Raw genomic sequence first — 21,677 nt, 5'->3', positions numbered from 1 at the left:
GCACCGAACCCGTGGCAGCCCCCACTCAGACTGCAAGCAGCGCAGCGTCGGCATCGACCTCCAACGTCCCGGCGTACCGGACCGACCTCGACGGTTTGCGCGGCATCGCGATCACTCTGGTCGCGTGCTTCCATATCTGGTTCGGCCGGGTATCCGGCGGCGTCGACGTCTTTCTCGCCCTGTCCGGCTACTTCTTCCTTGGCTCACTGCTGCGGCACGCCATGCACAGCCAGACCTCGCACGTCACCTACGGCGACGCCATCAATCCGTGGCCACGACTGAAACGGCTGCTGCGGCGCTTGCTGCCCGCGTTGTTCACCGTGCTGCTCGGCGTCACCGTGTTGACGCTGATCGTGATGCCGCAGACCCGCTGGGCGAACATCGGCGAAGAGCTGAAAGCAAGCGCGCTGTACTACCAGAACTGGCATCTGGCGTTCAATTCGCAGGACTACCTGGCTGCGAGTTCCGCGAACTCGCCACTGCAGCACATCTGGTCGATGTCGGTGCAAGGGCAGTTCTTCGTCGGGTTGCTGCTGTTGTTCATGGTCGGTACCGGCCTGATCAAGCTGTTCTCGCGGTTCGTTCCCGCCATCGCCCGACCGCAGACCGTCCGCGCTCTGGTTGCGCTGACCGTGGTGGGTCTGGCCGCGATCTCGTTCTACTGGGCGCACATGCGGATGGGCGTCAATCAGCAGTTCAACTACTACGACACGTTCTCGCGACTCTGGGAACCCCTGGCCGGTGGTCTGCTGGCGATCTGGATGCCGCGCTGGCGTGTGCCGCATTGGGTCCGGAACAGCCTGGCGGTGCTCGCCCTGGCGCTGATCATCACCTGCGGCTGGTGGATCGACGGGGTGGAGTCCTACCCCGGCCCCAAGGCACTGGTGCCGGTCGGCTCGACGCTGATCATCATCTGGGCCGGTGCCACCGCGCTGGAGCATCGGGCGCGGCATGGCCGGCCCCAGTCGCAGGCGATGCCCGCGGTGAATCGGATGCTGGCCACGACGGTGCCAGTGTGGCTGGGCACCATCGCCTACTCGCTGTACCTGTGGCACTGGCCGCTGCTGATCTTCTACTTGACCTGGCGCGACAAGAACCACGCCTCGTTCATCGAGGGCGTGGTGCTGATCGCGGTGTCGCTCGGGTTGGCGTGGCTGACCAAGCGCCACATCGAGGACCCGCTGCGCGGCGGCGGTCGCTCGACACTCGCCCACGGCACCCGCGACGGCCGCACCCGTTGGCTCAGCTACGCGTCGGTGGTCACGTCGATCCTGGTCGTCGGCACCCTCGTGACCGGCGTCGGCATCCGGATGTGGCAGAACCATGTGAGCAACATCGTCGTCGACACCACCAATCTCGACCCGCGTCTCTACCCCGGCGCCCGGGCGTTGCTCAACGGGTATCCGGTGCCGGCCCTCGACCCGCAGCCCTCGCCGCTCGAGGTGGTGAAGGACTTTCCGGAGACCTCCACCGACGGCTACATGAGCGACTTCGAGGACCCCGAGATCCACGTCGGCGTCTACGGCGACCCCAACGCCACCAAGACGATCGCCCTGATCGGCGGATCGCACGCCGAGTTCTGGATCACCGCCCTCGACGCCCTGGGCAAGCGCAACCACTTCAAGGTCACCACCTACTTGAAGATGGGCTGCCCCATGTCGACCGAACTGGTGCCCAAGCAGCAGGGCGTGCCCTACCCGCAGTGCCATGACTGGGTCATGCGCGTGATGGACAAGGTCATCGCCGACAAGCCGGACGCGGTGTTCACCAACTCCACCCGCCCCCGCGACTACGAGCCGGGCGACTGGGTGCCACCCACCTACACCCCGATCTTCGACCAGTTCCTGGCGGCGGGCATCTCGGTGATCGGCATGCGCGACACCCCGTGGCCGCACAACGCGCAGGGACTGATCGACACCCCGGCTTGCCTGGCCGCCGGTGGTACGGCCGACAGTTGTGCGTCGCGACGCGGCGCGGTGCTCTCGCCCACCGATCCGGCGCTGGAACTGGCCAAGACCCGACCCGATTTCCATCCGCTGGACATGTCGAACGGCATCTGCGGTCCGGATACCTGCCAGGCGATCGTCGGCAACATCATCGTCTACAAGGACCTGCATCACCTGAGCGCCACCTATGTCCGCAGCCTGACCGACGAGTTGGGTCGCCAGCTGGCGCTCGCGATCCCATGGACGGGTCCCTCCCCGAGATGAACCCCGGGCGGTTCACGGCTACTGTCATGACATGGATTCGCCGAACGCCGAGATGACCACGTCACCGGCCGCCGATTCCGGAACCGAAGGCCCCGCTCAGCCCGTGGCGGCCCCCGTCGATCCGGTCTCGACCGAACTCACGCCGTCGGCTCCCGAGCCGGTGCCGTTCATCGTCTGGCCCGGCACGCCGTTCCCACTGGGCGCGACGTATGACGGTGTGGGAACCAACTTTTCGCTGTTCTCCGAAGTGGCCACCGCGGTCGATCTGTGCCTCGTCGATGGGTCCGGGGTCGAGCGTCGGATCCGGCTCGAAGAGGTCGACGGCTACTGCTGGCACTGCTATCTGCCCAACATCGGACCCGGGCAGTTCTACGGCTTCCGCGTGCACGGACCCTACGATCCGGCCAGCGGTCTGCGCTGCGACCCCAGCAAGCTGCTGCTCGACCCGTACGGCAAGGCCTTCCACGGCGAGTTCGACGGTGACGCCTCGTTGTTCTCCTATCCGCTGCCCGAACCCGACAGTGAACCCGAGGACGAGCCCGCGGCCGAACCGGAGGACTCGGCAACCGCTGTTGCCGACGCCGAGCAGACCACGAAGGACGCAGCTGCTCCGTCCGCCGCCAAGTCCCGGCCCAACGTGTCCCGATCGACCACGGCCACTCCCCCCGCCGATGCGCTGCCCACCGAAGCGGCCCCGTCGGACGCGATCGACCCGGCCGTCGACACGGCGGCTCCGACCGAACCCGACACGCACATCGAGGCCGGTGTCGAACTCCCTCGGTTGCGGGTTCCCAAAGATAATATGCCGCAGCTGGATTCGCTCGGTCACACCATGCTGTCGGTGGTCATCAACCCGTACTTCGACTGGCAGAACGATCGCGCACCGAAGCGCCCGTATCACCAGACGGTCATCTATGAGGCGCACGTCAAGGGCATGACGATGACGCATCCCGATGTGCCCGAACACCTTCGGGGCACCTACGCGGGGTTGGCCCATCCGGTCATCATCGAGCATCTGAAGTCGTTGGGGGTCACCGCGATCGAGCTGATGCCGGTGCACCAGTTCATGCAGGATTTCGTCCTCAAAGACCGGGGATTGCGAAACTACTGGGGCTACAACACCTTCGGGTTCTTCGCGCCGCACCTGGAGTACGCTTCCAAGCCCGATCAGCCGGCCAGCGCCGTCACCGAGTTCAAGGCGATGGTCCGCGCGTTCCATCTCGAGGGCATCGAGGTCATTCTCGACGTCGTGTACAACCACACTGCCGAGGGCAATCACCTCGGTCCGACGGTGTGTTTCCGCGGCATCGACAACACCGCCTATTACCGAGTCGTCGACGGCAATCCCGAGATGTACATGGACTACACGGGAACCGGCAACAGCCTCAACGGCCGGCACCCGCACACCCTGCAGTTGATCATGGATTCGCTGCGCTATTGGGTGCTCGAGATGCACGTCGACGGTTTCCGCTTCGACCTCGCGTCGACGCTCGCCCGCGAGCTCCACGACGTCGACCGACTGTCGGCGTTTTTCGATCTGGTGCAACAGGATCCGGTGGTCAGTCAGGTCAAGTTGATCGCCGAGCCGTGGGATGTCGGCGAGGGCGGATACCAGGTCGGCAACTTCCCGCCGCTGTGGACCGAGTGGAACGGCAAGTACCGCGACACCGTGCGCGATTACTGGCGCGGTGAGCCATCGACGTTGGGCGAGTTCGCATCGCGCCTGACCGGATCGTCGGATCTCTACGAGGCGACCGGCCGGCGGCCGCTGGCCAGCATCAACTTCGTCATCGCCCACGACGGCTTCACGTTGCGGGACCTGGTGTCCTACAACGAGAAACACAACATCGCCAACGGCGAGGACAATCGCGACGGCGAGAGTCACAACCGGTCCTGGAACTGCGGGGTGGAGGGACCCACCGACGACCCGGAGATCCTGGAACTGCGTGCGCGGCAACAACGCAACATCCTGGCGACACTGTTCCTGTCGCAGGGCACCCCGATGCTCGCGCACGGTGACGAGATGGGCCGCACCCAGCAGGGCAACAACAACGTGTACTGCCAGGACTCGGAATTGGCCTGGATGGACTGGAACCTCGCCGAGCGCAACGCCGAATTGGTCGAGTTCACCCGCAACGTGATCGCGCTGCGCACCAAGCATCCGGTGTTCCGACGACGACGGTTCTTCGCGGGCAAGCCGATTCGTTGGGGCGATCAGGCCCTCGACATCGCGTGGCTGACCCCGTCGGGCGAGGAGATGACGTCGGCGGACTGGGACAGCGGATTCGGCAAGAGTCTCGCGGTGTTCCTCAACGGCGACGGCATCGCCGAGAAGGACGAGCGCGGCGAAAAGGTCACCGACGACAGCTTTCTCATCTGCTTCAACGCGTGGCACGAGGGTCTCGACTTCGAGCTGCCGACCGTGATCGGCACGACGTGGGAAAGCGTCCTGGACACCTCGCATCCGGCCGGGGACACCGACACCGACGTCGAGATCGGTACCTCGGTGACGGTCGGCCCGCGGTCGCTGCTGGTGCTCCGCAAGACCGGATGATCGGTGGCTGACGACGTGACCGAGCGCCCGGAACTGGTGGCCACCTATCGGATTCAACTCACCCCCGACTTCGGGTTCGACGCCGCCGCACAACTCCTGCCGGAGCTGGCCGACCTCGCGATCAGTCACCTCTACCTGTCGCCGATCGGTGCCGCGGTCGAGGGGTCCACGCACGGCTACGACTGGGTGCCGCCGCCACGGGTCGCCACCGTGCTGGGCGGACTCGACGGTCTGCGGGCCCTACGCCGCGCGGCCACCGAGCACGGCCTCGGCGTGATCATTGACATCGTCCCCAATCACACCGGCGTCGCCGATCCACGACAGAACCCGTGGTTCACCGACCTGCTGCGCTACGGATCGGCGTCGCAATACGCACAGTGGTTCGACGTCGACTTCTCCTCCGACAACGGCTCCGACGGGAAGATCGCACTTCCGGTGCTCGCCGAGGACGGCGATCTCGCACCCCTGGTCGTCGAGGACGGTCACCTGCGGTACTACGAGCACGTGTTCCCGCTCGCCCCGGGCACCGCGACACCCGGTACGCCGGTCGAGGTGCATGACCGTCAGCACTACCGCCTCGTGCCGTGGAACAGCGGCCTGATCGGTTACCGGCGCTTCTTCACCGTCAACGAACTGGCCGGGCTGCGGCAGGAGGACAGCGAGGTCTACGCCGCGACTCACGGATGGCTCCGCGATCTCGTGGCCGAGGATCTGATCGACGGTGTGCGCGTTGATCATCCGGACGGCCTGTGGGATCCGATGACCTACCTGCGCCGACTGCGCACCGATCTGGGTGACGACCGGTTCATCTTCATCGAGAAGATCCTTGCCCCCGACGAGGAAGTCGATCCGACGCTGCCGGTGCAGGGCACCACCGGATACGAACAACTCCGGATCATCGACGCGGTGTTCGCCGCGCCGTCCGGAGTGATCGAACTCGGCGAAACCCATGAACGGCTCACCGGTTTCGAGGGCAACGCCGAATGGCTGCACAAGGCCGAGCGTTCGACGAAACTGCGTGTCCTGCAGGACTCGTTCCCCACCGAGCATCGTCGGCTGGTGCGGGCGATCACCCACTCCGATCCGTCCGCCGACCTGGATCTGGTGGCCGAGGCGAGTGCCGAGTTGATCGCCGACCTCGGTGTCTACCGCGCCGACTATCCGTCGTTGCGGTCGCGCCTCGTCGACGTCGCCGCGGCAATCGGTGACCGCACCCCGCGGCTGGTGCCCGCGCTCTCACTCATCGTGCGCGCCACCGCAACTCCCGGCGCGGCGTCGTCCCGGTTGGCGCAGACGTGCGGCGCGGTCACCGCCAAGAGTGTCGAGGACAGCTTGTTCTACCGCACCGCACGACTGGTCAGCGCGCAGGAGGTGGGCGGCGATCCGGCCAATCCGTCGTTGTCGCGCAGACAGTTTCACGATGCCAACACGCTGAGGGCGGCGACCTGGCCACGTGCGATGACCGCCGCCTCCACCCACGACACCAAGCGCGGCGAGGATGTCCGGACACGCATCCTGTTGCTCACCCAGGTGCCCGAGCGATGGTCGATACTGGTGCGTCGCATCTGGTCGATGTCGCCACCGCCGGACGACCTGACCGGATACTTCCTGCTGCAGAACATCTTCGGGGTCTGGCCGGTCGATCGCCCCGTCGATGACACGCTCCGGGACCGGATCAAGGAGTACGCCCGTAAGGCCGCCCGCGAAGCCGGACTGCGCACCACCTGGACCGCCGTCGACGAGGAGTTCGAGACCGCACTCGACACCTGGATCGACACCATCACCACCGGCGAGGCGGCCACGGCGATCACCGGTCTGGTCACCGCGACCGCGAACAGCTGGCATCAGGAAGTATTGGCACACAAAGCGATCACACTGCTGGGGCCGGGTTTCGGCGACATCTATCAAGGCACGCAGTGGTGGGACGACTCACTCGTCGACCCGGATAATCGCCGTCGGGTCGACTACACCCAGCCCACCGACCATCCCAAACGCGCCCTCATCCGCGACGCGTTGCGTACCCGCGCCGAGCATGCCGCCGCTTTCGGTCCCGGTGGCACCTACGAGCAGTTGATCGCCGACGGACCGGCCGCCGACCACGTGATCGCCTTCGGCCGCGGCACCGCCGACGGACCCCGGGTACTGCTGGTCACCGCCCGTTTCACGCACAGCCTCACCGCTACAGGCCAGTCGCACACCACCATCCGGCTTCCGGCCGGCCGATGGCGCGACGTGCGCAACGGTGCGTTGCACGAGGGCACCCCCACCCTGGCCGCCCTCCGCGCCGACGGTCCTGTCGCCATCCTGGTGCCCCTGGCCGATTGACGTCGCATGCGACCTCATCTCGGAACATCGACGTCAGCTGGCGTCGCGTTTTCGAGACGACGTCGCATGCGACGTGGTTTCGACAGGGTCAGCCAGCGGGGGCAGGTGCCGGGGCCGGAGCGGGGGCCGGGGCGGGTGCGGGTGCGGGCTGGTTCTGCTGCGCCTGCTGCTTGACGTCGGCGGCGGACTGGCCGACGTCGGCCTGGGCGCCGTCGACCTCGGCGACGAGCCACTTGCCGTCGACCTTGCGCAGATCCATCCACAGCAACGTCATCTGCTGCCCACCGCTCGGTGAGAGCGAGCTGCTGCCGGTGACGTTGACCAGGACGTTGGTACGCGCGGAGTCGGCGTCGAAGCTCTCCACCCCAACCGATTTCACCGTCGGCGTGGCCTTGACGTTGAGGTCCTTGAGTGCTTTGGTGCCCTCGGACTGTTCCTTGGCGAGCCGCTCGTGGAAGGCGCCGGTGGTCAGCGGACCGAGCACTTCCTTCATGTCGCCGACCTCGTCGGTGTTGAACGACGAGATCATCTTGACCGCGAAGTTCGCCGACGCCGCCTTGCTGTCGTCGTAGGCGGCGAGCTTCTCCCGCTGCTGGTAGTAGCCCCAACCGAGCAGACACACGCCGACGACGGCCGCAACGATCAGCACCGCCGCCAAGACTTTGAACACGCCGCGGGCGGTGAAGGTCAGCGAGACCTGTCGCGGCGTGCTGTCCCCCTTGCCGCTGTCCCCCTTGCCGCTGTCACTCTTCGCGGTGTCGATCGCGGCCGGTTCGGCGACCACATCGGCCGTGGCCGCGTCGTCGCCCGACGACTCACGACGCTTGGCCGCGCGAGCCGACTTGGTTCGCGGGGTCGCGGCGGGCTCGGTTGTCTCGGTCGAGTCGGTCGTCTCGATCGTGTCGTCCCCGTCGGTCTTCTTGTCCTGCTCGGTCATTCCTGCTCTCACGTCAGTCCTCCGTTGGCAGTCATGCTCACTTGTCCAATGGGACGGTGCGCGCATTCGGGTCATACCCGGGCGGTGGCCCGGCGGTGTCGTCACCGGGCGGTCGCGGCGCATTGGCCGACCCGCGCACCTGTTGGTGCGGGTCCTCGGTGACACAGTACAGATTGGTCGGCACCGACAGTTCCAGGATCTTCGTCGGCCGCACCGGCGTGACCGGATAACTGCAGTACGGGCGCGGATAGACGGAACCGAAGGCCCACCAGGCGCCGTCGTGGAACATCGCCAGGCTCTTGACGCTCGCGTCGCGGATCGACGGCAGCAGCACCGCGAGCGCGGGTGCCCGCAACGCACCCTGATGGGCGATGTCGGTGAACTGCTGCAGCACGTCGGTCAGCGGGTCGGTCATCTGATTCAGTGACCCGGTCAGGCTGGTGAGCTGCGCCGGACCGCGGCCCAGCAGTGTGCGGAGTTCCTTGTCCGCGGCGACCGCCTGATTGACGATGGTGCTCATCGACGACACCGTGGTGCCGAAGTCCGGCTGGATGTCGGCCGTTGTCTTGAGGATGGTGCCCGAGTCCGAGATCAGCTTGGTGGTCTGCGGCAGTACCCGATACAGGTCGGCGAAGATCACGCCGCCGGAATCGAAGACCGCCCGCAGATCGTTCTGCGGTGTCTCGGTGTTGATGGCCAGGTTCAGGTTTTCGATGGACACCTGCAGCTTCTGCGGATCGATCTGCTGAATGACGTTCATCGCCGATTCGAGCGTATTCGGGAAGGATGCGGTGACCTTGGTCTGGTTGACGTTGATCTCGTCGCCGTCGCTGAAATACGGCCCGTCGGCGGTGGACGGCTGGAAGTCGACGTACTGCTCGCCGGCCGCCGACAGACCGAGCGCGGCGACCAATGCGTTGCGGTTGATCTGTACGTCGTCGTCGATTTTCACGGTCACGTCGACAGAAGTCGGCTGCACCTGGATCTTGTCGACCTCACCGATGTGCGCGCCGCGCAAGGTGACACCGCTGGTGTCCTGGAGCCCACCAGATTTCGGGAAATGGACGAGCAGCTCGTAGGAACCCTTGAACGGATCCCAGCGCAGCGCCCCGAAGGACAGGTAGGCCAGACCCACCAGCATCACCAGGACGAGCCCGATGTTGCCCAGCACGATCGAATGCTTGCGCAGCCACGTGGCGATCCCGCTCATCCGCAGCACCCCCTGGTTCCGGTGAGACGTGCCAGCAGCCGGGTCAGCGTCTGCTGCAACGCCTTCGAGCCCTCGTCGACGTCTTGGAGTTCGGGCAGTCGGGTGCCCGAGTCGAAGCCGACTCCTGGGTTGAGGTAGTAGACCTTCGCCGACAGCGCGGCCGCGCTGCCCGGTGTCGACTTGATCCACTTCGGCGTCAGGGTGGCGACGTTGTCCGACAGCGGCCCGAACGTCCCGGCCGCCTGCCGCAGCGCCGACAGCGAGGTGGACAGATGGGATATGAGTTCGACCAGATTCTCCCCGTCGGTGTTGAGGAAATCGTTGGACGCCGCGGTCACCGAGTGGGCCTTGTCCAGGGTCGTCAGGATCGAGCCGATCTGCCCGTTGACCGCGTTGACCGCCGGTGCCAGTTTGTTGATCGACGCCATGATCTGCGCGCGCCCGGCCGCGACCTGCGCGGAGAGAATCCTGGTGTTACGCATGGATTCATCGACCAGGGCGGCGTTCTTGTTGAACTTCGTGATCGCGGTCGTGAGCTCCTGGATGGAACCCGAGAGCGCATCCGGGTTGCCCGACACCGCGCGGCTCAGTTCGGTGAGGATCACCTGCAGCGAACTCAGTGACCCACTGTCGACCACCGCGGCCGTGCTGACCAGGATGTCCTCCACGGTCGCGGCCGCCGACGTCGGACCGGTCAGGGCGTCACCGTCGGAGAGATAACCCGACGGCTGTCCCGGGGGTGGCAGCAACGCGACGAACACGTCGCCGAGCGGTGTCGCCTGGCGCAGTTCCGCGCCGGTGCCGACCGGGATCTTCGACGCCTTGCTGACATCCATGGAGACGATTGCGGTGTAGTCCTTGGCGACGATGTCGGTGACCTGCCCGACGTCGGTGCCGTTGAGTTTCACCTTGGCCCGGCTCGGCAGGTTCAGGGCGTTGTCGAAGGTGGCGGTCACGTCGATCGAGTCACCGATGCCGCCCGGTGCGGGCAGCGGGATCTCCTCGACGGTCAGGCCGGGCAACAGCCCGCAGCCCGACACCGACAGGATGGTGGCGACCATCAGCGCCAACGCCGCCCGACGCCGGGTGCGGGCACCCGGTGCCCCATCGATCACTTGCTGAATGCGGAACCCTCGCTTGCGTTCTCGTGTCATTTCGACAGCTCCAGCAGTCCGGAGAAGATACCGAGGTCGGGTCCGAAGTCCTTGAGCTGGCCGGTGCGGCAACCATCCTTCTGCAGGTTGATGCGCTCGCAGAAGGTGGACAGCAGTTCGGTGTCGACCAGCGACTTGTCCAGCAGGACCTGCGCCCGCCACGCACCCTGTTCGGCCGAGACCGAGTTGGCGAGGTTCTGGAACAGCAGCGGACCGAGGTCGATCGACTCGACGACCTGTCGGGAGAAATCACTCAGATTGGCGGCCAGGGCGGCGAGCCGTCCGGTCGACGAACTGATGGTGCCCGCGTTGTTCTTCAGGAACACCGTGGTGTTCTGCAGCGCGACGTTGAGGTCACCCAGCACCGACTGCAGCCCGGGCGCCTGCACCTGCAGCATCCGCGCGACGTCGTTGATGGACCGCGAAAAGGCGGTCATCTTGGGGTAATTCGCCACCAACGTCGAGGTGAGTTGCTGCACGGTCTTGATGATGTCGACGAGGGCGTCGCTGTTACCCGAGGCGACCGAGGCCGCCTTGCCGAGTTCGTCGATCGCGATCCGCATGCGGTCACCGTTACCGCTGGTGATGCCGTAGGTGATGTCCATCAGGTCCGCGACCGGCCCCTCCCCGGGCCGATCTCCGCTGAGCGCCTTGACAAGTCCGTCGATCGAGTCGAACAGATCGCCGATCGCCACCGGGGCCTTCGCGTTCTTGATGACCGAACCGTCGGTCAGTTTGTCGCCACCGGAATACGCGGGCGTCAACTCGATATGCCGGGTGGTGACGATCGAGGTGTTGACGATCGCGGCGGTCGCGGTGGCCGGCACCGGCACATCCTTGTCGATGGTGAAGGTGACCTTGACCCGATTGCCCTGCTGCTGCACCGAGGTCACCTGACCGACCGGCATGCCCAGCACCGCAACGTCATTGCTCTTGTACAGGCCGGCGACGTTGTCGAAGTAGGCGCTCACCTCGATGGATTGGCCGAGCGCGTGGGTCCAGCCCGCGGGGATCAACGAACAGCCGGAGAGGCCGAGCACCACGAACAGTGAGATGACCATCGCCGACAGGGGGCGGCGCCATCGATTCGATCGAGTGGTCAGCATCCGTCCACCACCCGGGCCAGGCACAACCAATTGTCGGGAAAGATGCCCCACGGCAGATAGCCGTTGGCGTACGGACCGTCACCGATCACGTTGTTGGTGAGACGGGCGGTCACCGGAAGAACCTCCAGCAGCTTGCGCAGGTTGGTGCGGTTCTTCTCCAGACCCTGCGACATCGTGTTGAGATTGGCCATGATCGGCGCGAACTGGTTGCCGTTTTCGGCGGCGACCGCCCGCGCCTGTTCGGTCAGTTGGGCGATGCCGTCGAGCATTCGGGTCACCAGCGCCTCGCGGGTCGCGATCTTCTGCGCCAACTGCTGGCCCTGCCCGACGATGATCGCCAGTTGCGCCGAACTGTCGTTGACGATGCCGGTGACCGACTTCGTGTCGGTGACAAGCTGATTGATCTCGTCGCGCCGGTTGGTGATGATCTTCGACATCGCGGTGAGCGAGTCCAGCGTCGGTTTGGTCACCGCGGGCGCACCCGCCAGCTGCTGGTTGAGGGTGCGGATGGAGTTGGCGAAGTCCTCGTCGTTGACACCGGCGATGATCGGGGTGCCCTCCTCGATCGTCTTCTGCAGATCGTAGGGGACGCTCGTCTGTTCGATGTGGCCGTCGGGTGCGGGCTGAGATGAATCGCCCAGCGACACATCGATGTAGCGCTGACCGAGCAGCGTGGACATCTTGATCTCGGCGGACCCGTTGGCGGTGACGTCGACGTCCGTGTCGACCTTCATCGTGATGGCGACGTGGTTGCCCGCGAGTTCGGTCTTGGTGACCTCGCCGACGTCGATGCCGGCGACCCGCACCTTGTCACCCGGACGGATACCGCCGGCCTGCGCGAAGTTGCCGGTGAGCGTTTCCTTGCCGAGGTGGGCTTGGGCCAGACCGGTCACGCCGAGCACCAGAAGCACGATCATCACTGCTCCGGCGATGCCGTACCAGAATCGGCGGTTGTTGTCGAAACTCTTGCGCCAGCGGCTCATTGGCACACCACCGAGTGCTTGGAGCCGCCGATACTGCTGATCAGTCCGGGCGGGAACAACACGTCGCCGATCGCGATGTCGAGGTCGCACGCGTAGATGTTCAGGTATGCCCCCTCGCCGAGGACCATCGGGAAGTGCCCGAGGAAGACCGGCAGATTGGTCGCCAGGCCGTCGAGCTTGGCACCGTTGTTGATCAGTGTGTTGGTGGCGATCCGGGCGTCGGTCGCCGCGGAGGCGAGATCGCTACGCGACTGGGTCAGTACATCGGCGAATCCGGTTGCGGTCTGGCCGATCTCATCGACCGACCGGCCGAAGGCCGCGGAGTTCTCGTTGAGATTGGCGATGAGTGTGCTGATGCTGTCGACGACCGTGCCGACCTGTGTGCCCTGACGCGCGAGATCGGCCATCACTGCGCTCAGGTTGTCGATGATGGCACCGATGACCTGGTCGCGGTTGGCCATGTCGTTGGCGAGTTTGCCGACTTGGGCGACGGTGTAGCTCAAGGACACCGCATTGCCCTGGAACGCCTGAATGATGCCCTCGGACAACGCATTGACCTGTTCGGGTTGCAGCGTCTCGAAGACCGGCTGGAATCCGGCGAGCAGCTTGGTCACGTCGAAGGAATCCTCCGACGGCTGCTGCAGCGTCGCTCCGGCCGACAACGGTGTGGATTTCGCTCCCTCGACGAGGCTGAGCGCGAGATACCGCTGCCCGATGAGGTTTTGGTAGCGGATCGCGGCCTTGGTGCTGGTGAACATGGGCTGGTCATGCTGAACGTCGAAGGTGACCTTGGCCCGCCCCTTGTCGAGGTTGATCTCGCTGACCCGGCCGACCCGCACGCCTGCCATGCGGACGTCGTCGCCCGAGGCCAGGCCCGACGCGTCGTCGAAATACGCGCTGTAGGCGTGGGTGTCGCCGGGCAGCGACCGCTCCAGCGTCGACCAGATGACGTAGGTCAACAGCATCGCGACGATCGCGAACAGTGAGAAGCCGATCAGCGGTTTCCGAATACTGGCCTGTCCCCGGCTCATCGTCCTCCTCCCCCAGCGTTGTCTCCCGGTGCGGTGGGTTCCCCGACGGCGCTCGACTGCACGAGCGGGCCGAGCATCAACGTGTCCGCAGCGGTCGGCTTCCGTTTCAGGGCCGCGCCGAGTGTCTTGTTGTCCGACGAGGTGGTGACCGCACCGGCGGTCGGGAACTTCAGTCCGCGTCGCATGCCGTCGGACGGGTAGATCATCAACGGCCCCGACATCGTCGGCCCGGTTCCGGTACCCGGTCCGACACAGCCGGGTCCGCGTAGCTGTCCGTACGGCCCGCCGTTGTACACCGGGCAGTTCTGCCGGGTATAGCGGTAGAAGGCACCGAAGTTGACGCCGATATTGAGCTGCGCGTGACCGTTCACGCCGGTGAATACCGTGAGCACGCGGGCGGCGAGGTTGTTGAGCGCAGCCAACGCCTCCGGCAGCGCATTCGGTTCGAGCATGGCGGCACCCAGTGTCCGGTTCAGGTCGGTGACGACGCGTTTGCCACGATCACCGTTGGCGGCGAACAGGGTTTGGGTCTGGTCCAGCACGCCCTGTCCCGCCGACAGCAGCGCGGTCAGATCCTGCTGCTTCTCGGCGATGGTCATCGCCGGAATCACGCTGCGGCCCAACGTGTCGAGCAGCTGCGGCGTCGACTGCGCCAATCCCTGGACAGCATTGTTGAAGTTGTCGAAGCCGCCCGGTGCACCCGGCGGGAACTGCTCGTTGATCGTCTTCCAGTACGTGTCCAGGATCGGCACGAAGGCGGCGAAGACGTTGCCGCCGCCCTCGAGTGCGTCGGCGAAGGTGCCCAGCACCGCGGCGAGTTGCTCCGGCGGCACCGCATTCAAGAGTTCGGTCAGTTCATTCTGCGCGTCCTGCAGCCGCACCGTCGGCAGCGTCTTATCCGCGGGGATCGTTGCGCCGGAGTCGAGTTGGCCGTTGGGCTGCGCGGGCTGCACCAGTTCCACCGAGTTGACGCCGAACAGGTTCGACGGGATGGTCCGCGCGGTCGTGTTCGACGGGATGCCCGACGCCTGATCGGGGTTGATGTCGATGGCGACGTTCTTGAGTTGGATGTTGTCGCGGCCGACTTCCGAGGACAGTTCGATGGATTTCACCGTCCCGACGATCAGCCCGTTGTAGCGGACGTCCGCACCGGTGATGAGACCGTCGCCGACGTCGGTCATTTCCGCGGTCACCCCAACGGTTTTGGTGAATACCCCCTGGTAGCGCAGGAACAGCAACACGAACAGGATGAGCAGCACGATCAGGAAGGCCGTCCCGCGCAGCACGTACTGGGCCAGCGAGGGATTGTTTCCGTCGGTTTCGATCAATGGCATGTCGCGCTACCCCCTAACCCGAGATCTTGATGCCGGGCGCGGTGCCCCAGAACACCAGCGTCATGATCAGGTTGGCGAACACGATCACGATGATCGCCATACGGATCGCGTGCCCCGCGGCCACACCCACGCCCTCCGGACCGCCGGACGCGAAATAGCCGTAATAGCACTGGATGAAAGTCGTCAACAGGACGAAGACGATCACCTTGATGAAGGAGAACACCATGTCCGACGAGAGCAGGAACTGGTTGAAGTAGTAGAGGTAGGTGCCGGCGCCCTGGCCGCTCTGGACCTGGTACATGACCTGGCAGGCAATGTAGTTCGCGGTCAGCGACACCGCGTAGAGCGGGACGATCGCCAGGACGGCCGCCGACATCCGGGTGGTGACCAGGTACGGCAGCGGCCGGATCGCGATCGACTCGAGTGCGTCGATCTCCTCGCTGATGCGCATCGAACCGAGCTGAGCGGTGAAGCGGCAGCCCGACTGCGCGGTGAATGCGGTCGCCGCGAGGAGCGGCGCGATCTCCCGGGTGGTGGCGAAGGCGGACAGGCCACCGGTGACCGGCCCCATGCCGAGCAGGTTCAGTGCGGTGTAGCCCTCGATGCCCACGGTGGCGCCACCCATGACGCCGAGGATCACCATGACCCCGACGGTGCCGCCGCCGACCACGATCGCCCCGTTGCCCCAGGCGACATCGGACAGCAGCCGCCAGACTTCCTTGCGGTAGTGGGTGAAGGCGATCGGTACGGCGCCGATGGATTTCACCAGGAAGGTGATGAGGTGCCCCATCGCGGCGAGCCCGGAGCGGGGGACACGATAGACGCTTTTCGCGGCCTCGACCGGCCGCAGCGCCGGTGGCACATAACGTGATGCCGTCATTCCTCAGACCACCTTCGCCGGGATGAGCATCGCGAACAACTGTGTGAGCACGACATTCACGGTGAACAACAGCAGCACCGAGTTGACCACCGCGGCATTCACCGAGTTGGCCACGCCGGCCGGACCGCCCTTCGTGGTCAGGCCACGATCACAGGCCACCACCGCCACGATCGCCCCGAAGATGACGGCTTTGGCTATGGCGAAGGCCAGATCCGACGTCGAGGCGAACGACGCAAAGGTGCCGGTGTAACTACCCGGGGTGCCGCCCTGGAAGTAGACGTTGAAGACGTAGCCGGTGATGAACCCGACGAAGCAGACGAAGCCACAGAGCAGAAAGCTGACCACCATCGTCGCGAGCAGTCGCGGCGAGATGAGTCGCTGGATCGGGTTGACGCCCATCACCTTCATCGCGTCGATCTCGTCGCGGATGGTGCGGGAACCGAGGTCGGCGGCGATGGCCGAGCCGACCGCACCGGCCAGCAGCAGCGACGTGACCAGCGGTGCGCCCTGGCGGATGACGCCGAGACCGGTCGCCGCGCCGGAGAACGACGTCGCGCCGATCTGTCCGGCGATGTTGGAGACCTGGATCGAGACGATGACGCCGATCGGAATGGCGACGAGCAGCGTCGGGAACACCGAGGTGCTGGCCATGAAGGCGCACTGCCGGATGAACTCGCCGAACGGAAACCGTCGTTTGACGATGTCGACGATGAGCACCTTGAAGACCTCGACGAACATGCCCAACTGGCGTCCGAACGTGTCGAACGACGCCATGATGTGTTCGCGGAACCATTTGCGCACTGCGCCGGTTGCCGCGAGTGTCCCCCCGGTGGAGGTCGCCGCGTCAGTACTCAATCCCCTACCCTCGCGTCTCCGCTGTCCCTAATCCCCGCGATAGTTCCTATCACATATATGTGATGGGAATCGCACACAGGTCTGTTAAACCTTGCTGTTCATGTCCCCCACGAACCCCGCCCGGTAATATACCTCTCTTTTCGCTCGGCACTGTGTCGTGGATCACGGTACCGTGATCTGCGCATTCCCCCGTGGCGACATACCTTGAGGTTGATGACAGATCAGTCACAGCTCCCGAACACCATAACTGGGTCGGACGTCCAAGGTGGGCAGAACCCCACCTCGATGTCGCATGTGTCCGCGTTCACACCGCCGACGACTCTCGAGGACCTGCGGGTGTGGGCACCAGCCGCGCGGTCGGTGGCACTCATCGCGCGTACCGCCGGGGACCAGCGGGAGATCGCCATGGAGGCCGATCCGGCGGCACCCGGATGGTGGAGCGCGCCGGCCGGCACCCCGTCGACGACGCCGGTCCGCTACCTGTTCGCCGTCGACGACGCCGACCCGGCACCCGACCCGCGGGCCGCCCGACTTCCCGAGGGCGTTCACGGTCCGGCCGAGCTCTACCGCGTCGACGAGGCCATCTGGACCGACAGCGACTGGGCCGGCATCGACATCCGCGGGGCCGTGCTCTACGAGCTGCACATCGGCACGTTCACCCCGCAGGGCACCTTCGACGCGGCCATCGCCCGCCTCGACCATCTCGTCGACCTCGGTGTCGACGTCGTCGAGGTGATGCCGATCAACGCCTTCAACGGCGAGCACGGCTGGGGCTACGACGGCGTCGCCTGGTACGCGGTGCACGAGGCCTACGGCGGTCCGGACGGCTTCGCGCGGTTCGTCGACGCCTGCCACGCGCGCGGGCTCGGGGTGGTGCTCGACGTCGTCTACAACCATCTCGGACCGTCCGGCAACTACCTGCCGCGCTTCGGGCCCTACCTCACCGAAGGCACCAACAGTTGGGGGTCGTCGCTGAATCTGTCGGAGGCCGACTCCGACGAGGTGCGCGCCTTCATCATCGGTAATGCGTTGCGCTGGATGCGCGAATTCCATGTCGACGGGCTGCGGCTGGACGCGGTGCACGCGTTGATCGACCACCGGGCGGTGCACCTGCTGGAGGAACTCGAGGTGGCGACCGAGACGTTGGCGGGCGAACTCGGCCGGCCGCTGTCGCTGATCGCGGAGAGCGACCTCAACGATCCGCGCCTCATCCTGCCGCGGCCACTCGGTGGATACGGACTGGCAGCGCAGTGGGACGACGACATCCATCACGCCATCCACACCGCGGTCTCGGGTGAGCGCCAAGGCTACTACGCGGACTTCGGCAGCCTGGCTGCGCTGGCAAAGGTGATGCGCGGCGGCTACTTTCACGACGGCACCTATTCGTCGTTTCGTCGGCGGCACCACGGACGCCCCATTCCGACCGATCACGTGGCACCGACCGCCCTGCTGGCCTACACCTGCAATCACGATCAGGTCGGCAACCGTGCCATCGGCGACCGCCCCACCGCCTACCTCGACGGCGGGCAGCTCGCGATCAAGGCAGCACTGGTACTGCTCTCACCATTCACACCGATGCTGTTCATGGGTGAGGAATGGGCGGCAGCAACACCTTTCGCGTTCTTCACCGCCCACCCCGAGCCGGAACTCGGTGAGGCAGTACGCACCGGACGGCGCAGCGAGTTCGCCGATCACGGCTGGGATGCCGCCGATGTCCCCGACCCGCAGGACCCCGCGACCTTTGCCGCGTCCAAACTCGACTGGGCCGAACTCGACGACGCCGAGCATCGTCGGATGCTCGAGTTCTATCGTGCGCTGATCTCGTTGCGCACAAACGAGTCCGACCTCACCGGCGGCGGGTTCGACTCCGGCACATACGAGTTCGACGAGGATGCCGGCTGGTTTGCGATGCATCGGGGCGGCTGGAGCGTCGTGGCGGTGTTGGGTCCCGACGCGACGACCGTCCCGATCACGCTGACGCCCGAATTGTCCTGGCACGCGGTCGAAGTCACCGACTCTGGCATCCGCTCCCCCGGCCACAACGTGGTGGTGGGACGGATCAGGTGAGGTAGTCGTAGGCGGGGGTGCCCGGCTCCAGCCGCTCGCAGTGCAGGCGCGAATGTGCCATCCGATCCATCAGTCCTGCAAGGCCATCCGGCGATCCCAGCTCGACGCCGACGAGCGCGGCCCCGGTTTCCCGGTTGTTGCGCTTGACGTATTCGAACAGGGTGATGTCGTCGTCGGGTCCGAGGACCTCGTCGAGGAAGCGGCGCAGTGCCCCGGGCTCCTGCGGGAAGTCGACCAGGAAGTAGTGCTTGAGACCGCGGTGCACCAATGACCGTTCGATGATCTCGCCGTAGCGGGAGACGTCGTTGTTGCCGCCGGACACCAGGCACACGACGACCGCGTCCTCGGACAGGTCCAGCGTCGAGAGTCCGGTGACCGCAAGTGCGCCGGCGGGCTCGGCGATGATGCCCTCGTTCTGGTAGAGCTCGAGCATCGCCGAGCAGATCGCGCCCTCGTCGACATGGGTGATGTGCGCGGTGCCCGGCTTCGGCACGTAGGGCACGCCGCTCGGCGTCACCGGGACGACCGGGTTGGGCACCAGGGTCGCCAGCAGTGGGTGGTTGGTGATGGTGGCGTCGAGGTCGGCCATCACCCCGTGCCCGATCGATCCGATGCGTTTGACCGAGGCACCGTCGACGAACGGATCGATCTCGTCGAGGGTGATCGGGCCACCCGCGGCCAGCGCGGCGGTCAGCGAGATCGCACCCGTGGGTTCGACGCCCACGACGGCCACATCGTCGCTGCGGCCCCGCAGGTAGGTGGCGATGCCGGCCAGACATCCGCCGCCGCCGACCGGCGCCACCATGACGTCGGGCACTCGGCCGAGTTGCTCGACGATCTCGTAGGCGATGGTGCCCTGGCCGGCGGCGGTGCGTGGGTCGTCGAAGGCGTGAATCCAGGTGGCGCCGGTCCGCATGACGTCGGACTGGGCGGCCGCCGCGGCCGCGTCGTAGGTTTCCCCCACCGAGATCAGCTCGACGAAATCACCTCCGTGCCAACGAATTCGGTCGCACTTCTGCTTGGGTGTGGTGGTCGGGACGTAGATCCGGCCATGGGTTTCCATCGCGCGGCAGGCGAACGCGACACCCTGGGCGTGGTTGCCTGCGCTGGCGGCCACCACGCCGCGGGCCAGTTCGTCGGCGGTCAGCTGGGCCATCACGTTGTAGGCACCGCGGATCTTGTAAGAGCGCACGGTCTGCAGGTCCTCACGCTTGAGGTAGACCTGGGCGCCGCCGACCGCGGCCGACAGGCGCGGCGCCGCCTCGAGCGGCGTGCGGGCCACCGCTTCGGCAATACGCGGCACCGACGCCTCGATGGCGTCGACACTCAATGCGTTGCCGTCCTGGTGAACCGGTGCCTGCTGCGTACTCACGCCGTCCATGTTCTCACTGTCCGGTTCATGCGGTCGACTTGGTGCGGTCGACTTGCTGCGGTCGACTTGCTTCCGGGGCGGGCGTAGTGTCAGCGCCAGGTCAGCGAACTTCAGTCGTCCTCGCGAGTTCAAGACGCGCGACCCGCCGACGGACGGCACCAAAGCCTGGAGGCTGTATGTTCCGTCGCACCCGACCCACCCGGCAGACCGTCGCACCGCGCTTCCCGCGTCGACGCGTCGGCGCCCTGATCGCCGCCGCAGCTGCCACATCAGGGCTGATCACCGCGCTATCACCGGCAACCGCCGACGCGGCACCGGTCTGCCCCGGTGCCGGCGCACCAGCGCGGCTGGTGGGGTCGGTGCCCGGCGCCGCACTCGAGGGGCTGACCGTCGATGCTCGGGGACGTCTGTACACCACCGACCTCATCAGCGGCCGGGTGTTCCGACTCTCGGCGCCCGGCGCGCCCGCCGTACCGATCGCCACCACCCCGGGAGCGGGCGGTGGTCTGGCCTGGGCGCGCGACGGCGCGTTGCTCGTCGGATACGGCCCGGCGGCGACGGTCGTCGTCGGCGACACCGCCCGGCAGTACTCCATCGGCCGACTCGACGTGAACAATCTGGCGTTTCGTCCGTGGGTCGGCGGCCTGTCGGCGTCCAACGGGCTGGCCAGCGCCGGCAACGGAATTGTCTACGCCACCAACGACTTTGCGACCAATATCGGGCGCGCCTACCCCAACGGCGCAGTGCAGTCGGACTGGGGTCGGGTGCCGAGCGCCAACGGCGCGGTGCTCAGCCGCGGCGATCGATGGCTCTATGTCTCGCGGACGTTCACCAACCCCGGGGTCAGTCGCGTGCTGACGTCGAATCCGCGAGTCGTGCAGAGCCTGCTCACCCTCGGTGGTGACATCACCGCGACGCCGGACGGTCTCACCCTCGACAAGCAGGACCGGCCGGTGGTGCCGTTCAACGCCGCGGGCCGGATCGTGCGGATCACCTCGCCCGGCAACTACTGCGTCCTCGCATCCGGGCTACCGCAGTCCAGCGTGCTCAGTTACGGTCGCGGAAACCGCGGGTTCTCGGCCGGGCACCTCTATCGGGCCGGATTCGACGGCCGTATCTACGAGATCCCGGGCGGATTCGACGCCGGGTCGACCGCGGCGGTGCCGCGGTAAAGGGAACTCCCGGACCGACGTGGTTGCCGTCGGCGGGAAAGTGGTTGCCGTCGGCGGGAAAGTGGTTGCCGTCGGCGGGAAAGTGGTTGCCGTCGGCGGAAAAGTGGTTGCTGTCAGCGAGAGGCAGGGGCAGTGCGGGCGTCGTGGCGGAATGTCTGGAACGCACGCTCACCCCACCACACGGTCAGCAGCGCGGCGGCCGACGCCCACATGGTGACCTGACCGGAACCGGTGACGACGAATGCGAGCAGCGCGACAAGGACCGCGGCGGCGACGGCGTGTGCCTTGTGCATCGGCCAGCGAACACCCGCGACGTCCACCGTCGGCGTGGCCGTCGACGAGCCACGGCGCGCAGAGTTCGACTCGATCAGTGCTGGCACGATGGCTGCGGTCACGGTCGACTCCCGAGGTGAGACGGTACTGACCGGCGGACGTTTCGTCTGCCGTGATCCTCAGTGTAGCGGGTACTGAATGAAAATGTTCGGGG

General features: G+C 66.1%; 16 protein-coding genes. 5 read left to right on the top strand and 11 right to left on the bottom strand.

Annotation, left to right across the window (positions count from 1 at the left end; all coding sequences use genetic code 11):
- Window positions 1-11 precede the first annotated feature (11 nt).
- Genes AAFP30_RS03860 through treY form a run of 3 tightly spaced genes read left to right on the top strand, consistent with a single transcriptional unit; the run spans window position 12 to window position 7,089 of the window.
- Entirely contained in the window at window positions 12-2,210 is a 2,199-nt protein-coding gene (locus AAFP30_RS03860; RefSeq protein ID WP_419228494.1) for an acyltransferase family protein, read from the top strand.
- Between the two features lie 52 nt (window positions 2,211-2,262).
- Entirely contained in the window at window positions 2,263-4,764 is a 2,502-nt protein-coding gene (glgX, locus tag AAFP30_RS03855) for a glycogen debranching protein GlgX (protein ID WP_419228669.1), read from the top strand.
- A 15-nt stretch (window positions 4,765-4,779) separates the two neighbouring features.
- Window positions 4,780-7,089, top strand: a complete 2,310-nt coding sequence (gene treY, locus AAFP30_RS03850; protein WP_419228668.1) for a malto-oligosyltrehalose synthase — start codon at window positions 4,780-4,782, stop codon at window positions 7,087-7,089.
- An 88-nt stretch (window positions 7,090-7,177) separates the two neighbouring features.
- Here the strand turns inward: treY and AAFP30_RS03845 are convergent, their stop codons facing one another.
- The 9 genes from AAFP30_RS03845 to AAFP30_RS03805 are packed head-to-tail and all read right to left on the bottom strand — an operon-like array spanning window position 7,178 to window position 16,579.
- Entirely contained in the window at window positions 7,178-8,038 is an 861-nt protein-coding gene (locus tag AAFP30_RS03845; protein WP_419228493.1) for a hypothetical protein, read from the bottom strand.
- Between the two features lie 25 nt (window positions 8,039-8,063).
- On the bottom strand, window positions 8,064-9,236 hold the full coding sequence (locus AAFP30_RS03840) for an MlaD family protein (protein ID WP_419228492.1): 1,173 nt from the start codon (window positions 9,234-9,236) through the stop codon (window positions 8,064-8,066).
- A complete protein-coding gene (locus tag AAFP30_RS03835; RefSeq protein ID WP_419228491.1) occupies window positions 9,233-10,390 on the bottom strand; it encodes an MlaD family protein in 1,158 nt (385 codons plus the stop codon). The genes AAFP30_RS03840 and AAFP30_RS03835 overlap by 4 nt, the downstream gene beginning before the upstream one ends.
- Window positions 10,387-11,496, bottom strand: coding sequence for an MlaD family protein (locus AAFP30_RS03830; RefSeq protein ID WP_419228490.1), 1,110 nt, complete (start codon window positions 11,494-11,496; stop codon window positions 10,387-10,389). Before AAFP30_RS03830 ends, AAFP30_RS03835 begins: the two co-directional genes overlap by 4 nt.
- Window positions 11,490-12,479 (bottom strand): MCE family protein, encoded by a 990-nt coding sequence (locus AAFP30_RS03825; RefSeq protein WP_419228489.1) that lies wholly within the window; start codon window positions 12,477-12,479, stop codon window positions 11,490-11,492. The genes AAFP30_RS03830 and AAFP30_RS03825 overlap by 7 nt, the downstream gene beginning before the upstream one ends.
- Window positions 12,476-13,510 (bottom strand): MCE family protein, encoded by a 1,035-nt coding sequence (locus AAFP30_RS03820; protein ID WP_419228488.1) that lies wholly within the window; start codon window positions 13,508-13,510, stop codon window positions 12,476-12,478. The genes AAFP30_RS03825 and AAFP30_RS03820 overlap by 4 nt, the downstream gene beginning before the upstream one ends.
- Window positions 13,507-14,844: an MCE family protein gene (locus tag AAFP30_RS03815; protein WP_419228487.1), complete on the bottom strand. Its 1,338-nt coding sequence runs from the start codon at window positions 14,842-14,844 to the stop codon at window positions 13,507-13,509. The genes AAFP30_RS03820 and AAFP30_RS03815 overlap by 4 nt, the downstream gene beginning before the upstream one ends.
- 13 nt (window positions 14,845-14,857) lie before the next feature.
- Window positions 14,858-15,724, bottom strand: coding sequence for an ABC transporter permease (locus tag AAFP30_RS03810; RefSeq protein ID WP_419228486.1), 867 nt, complete (start codon window positions 15,722-15,724; stop codon window positions 14,858-14,860).
- Window positions 15,725-15,727: 3 nt separating this feature from the next.
- On the bottom strand, window positions 15,728-16,579 hold the full coding sequence (locus AAFP30_RS03805; RefSeq protein WP_419228485.1) for an MlaE family ABC transporter permease: 852 nt from the start codon (window positions 16,577-16,579) through the stop codon (window positions 15,728-15,730).
- 285 nt (window positions 16,580-16,864) lie between these two features.
- Here AAFP30_RS03805 and treZ point away from each other — a divergent pair, with 285 nt between their 5' ends.
- On the top strand, window positions 16,865-18,646 hold the full coding sequence (gene treZ, locus AAFP30_RS03800) for a malto-oligosyltrehalose trehalohydrolase (protein ID WP_419228667.1): 1,782 nt from the start codon (window positions 16,865-16,867) through the stop codon (window positions 18,644-18,646).
- Here treZ and ilvA read toward each other — a convergent pair.
- Window positions 18,639-20,027: a threonine ammonia-lyase IlvA gene (ilvA, locus tag AAFP30_RS03795; protein WP_419228484.1), complete on the bottom strand. Its 1,389-nt coding sequence runs from the start codon at window positions 20,025-20,027 to the stop codon at window positions 18,639-18,641. The two genes, treZ and ilvA, sit on opposite strands and share 8 nt — an antisense overlap.
- Window positions 20,028-20,194: 167 nt before the next feature.
- Here ilvA and AAFP30_RS03790 point away from each other — a divergent pair, with 167 nt between their 5' ends.
- Window positions 20,195-21,190 (top strand): SMP-30/gluconolactonase/LRE family protein, encoded by a 996-nt coding sequence (locus tag AAFP30_RS03790; protein WP_419228483.1) that lies wholly within the window; start codon window positions 20,195-20,197, stop codon window positions 21,188-21,190.
- Window positions 21,191-21,303: 113 nt separating this feature from the next.
- Here AAFP30_RS03790 and AAFP30_RS03785 read toward each other — a convergent pair whose 3' ends face one another.
- A complete protein-coding gene (locus AAFP30_RS03785; RefSeq protein ID WP_419228482.1) occupies window positions 21,304-21,585 on the bottom strand; it encodes a hypothetical protein in 282 nt (93 codons plus the stop codon).
- Window positions 21,586-21,677: the final 92 nt, after the last annotated feature.

The sequence above is a fragment of the Gordonia sp. CPCC 205515 genome (assembly GCF_048537925.1).
GTDB lineage: Bacteria > Actinomycetota > Actinomycetes > Mycobacteriales > Mycobacteriaceae > Gordonia.
This window is presented reverse-complemented; position numbering and strand designations above follow the sequence as displayed.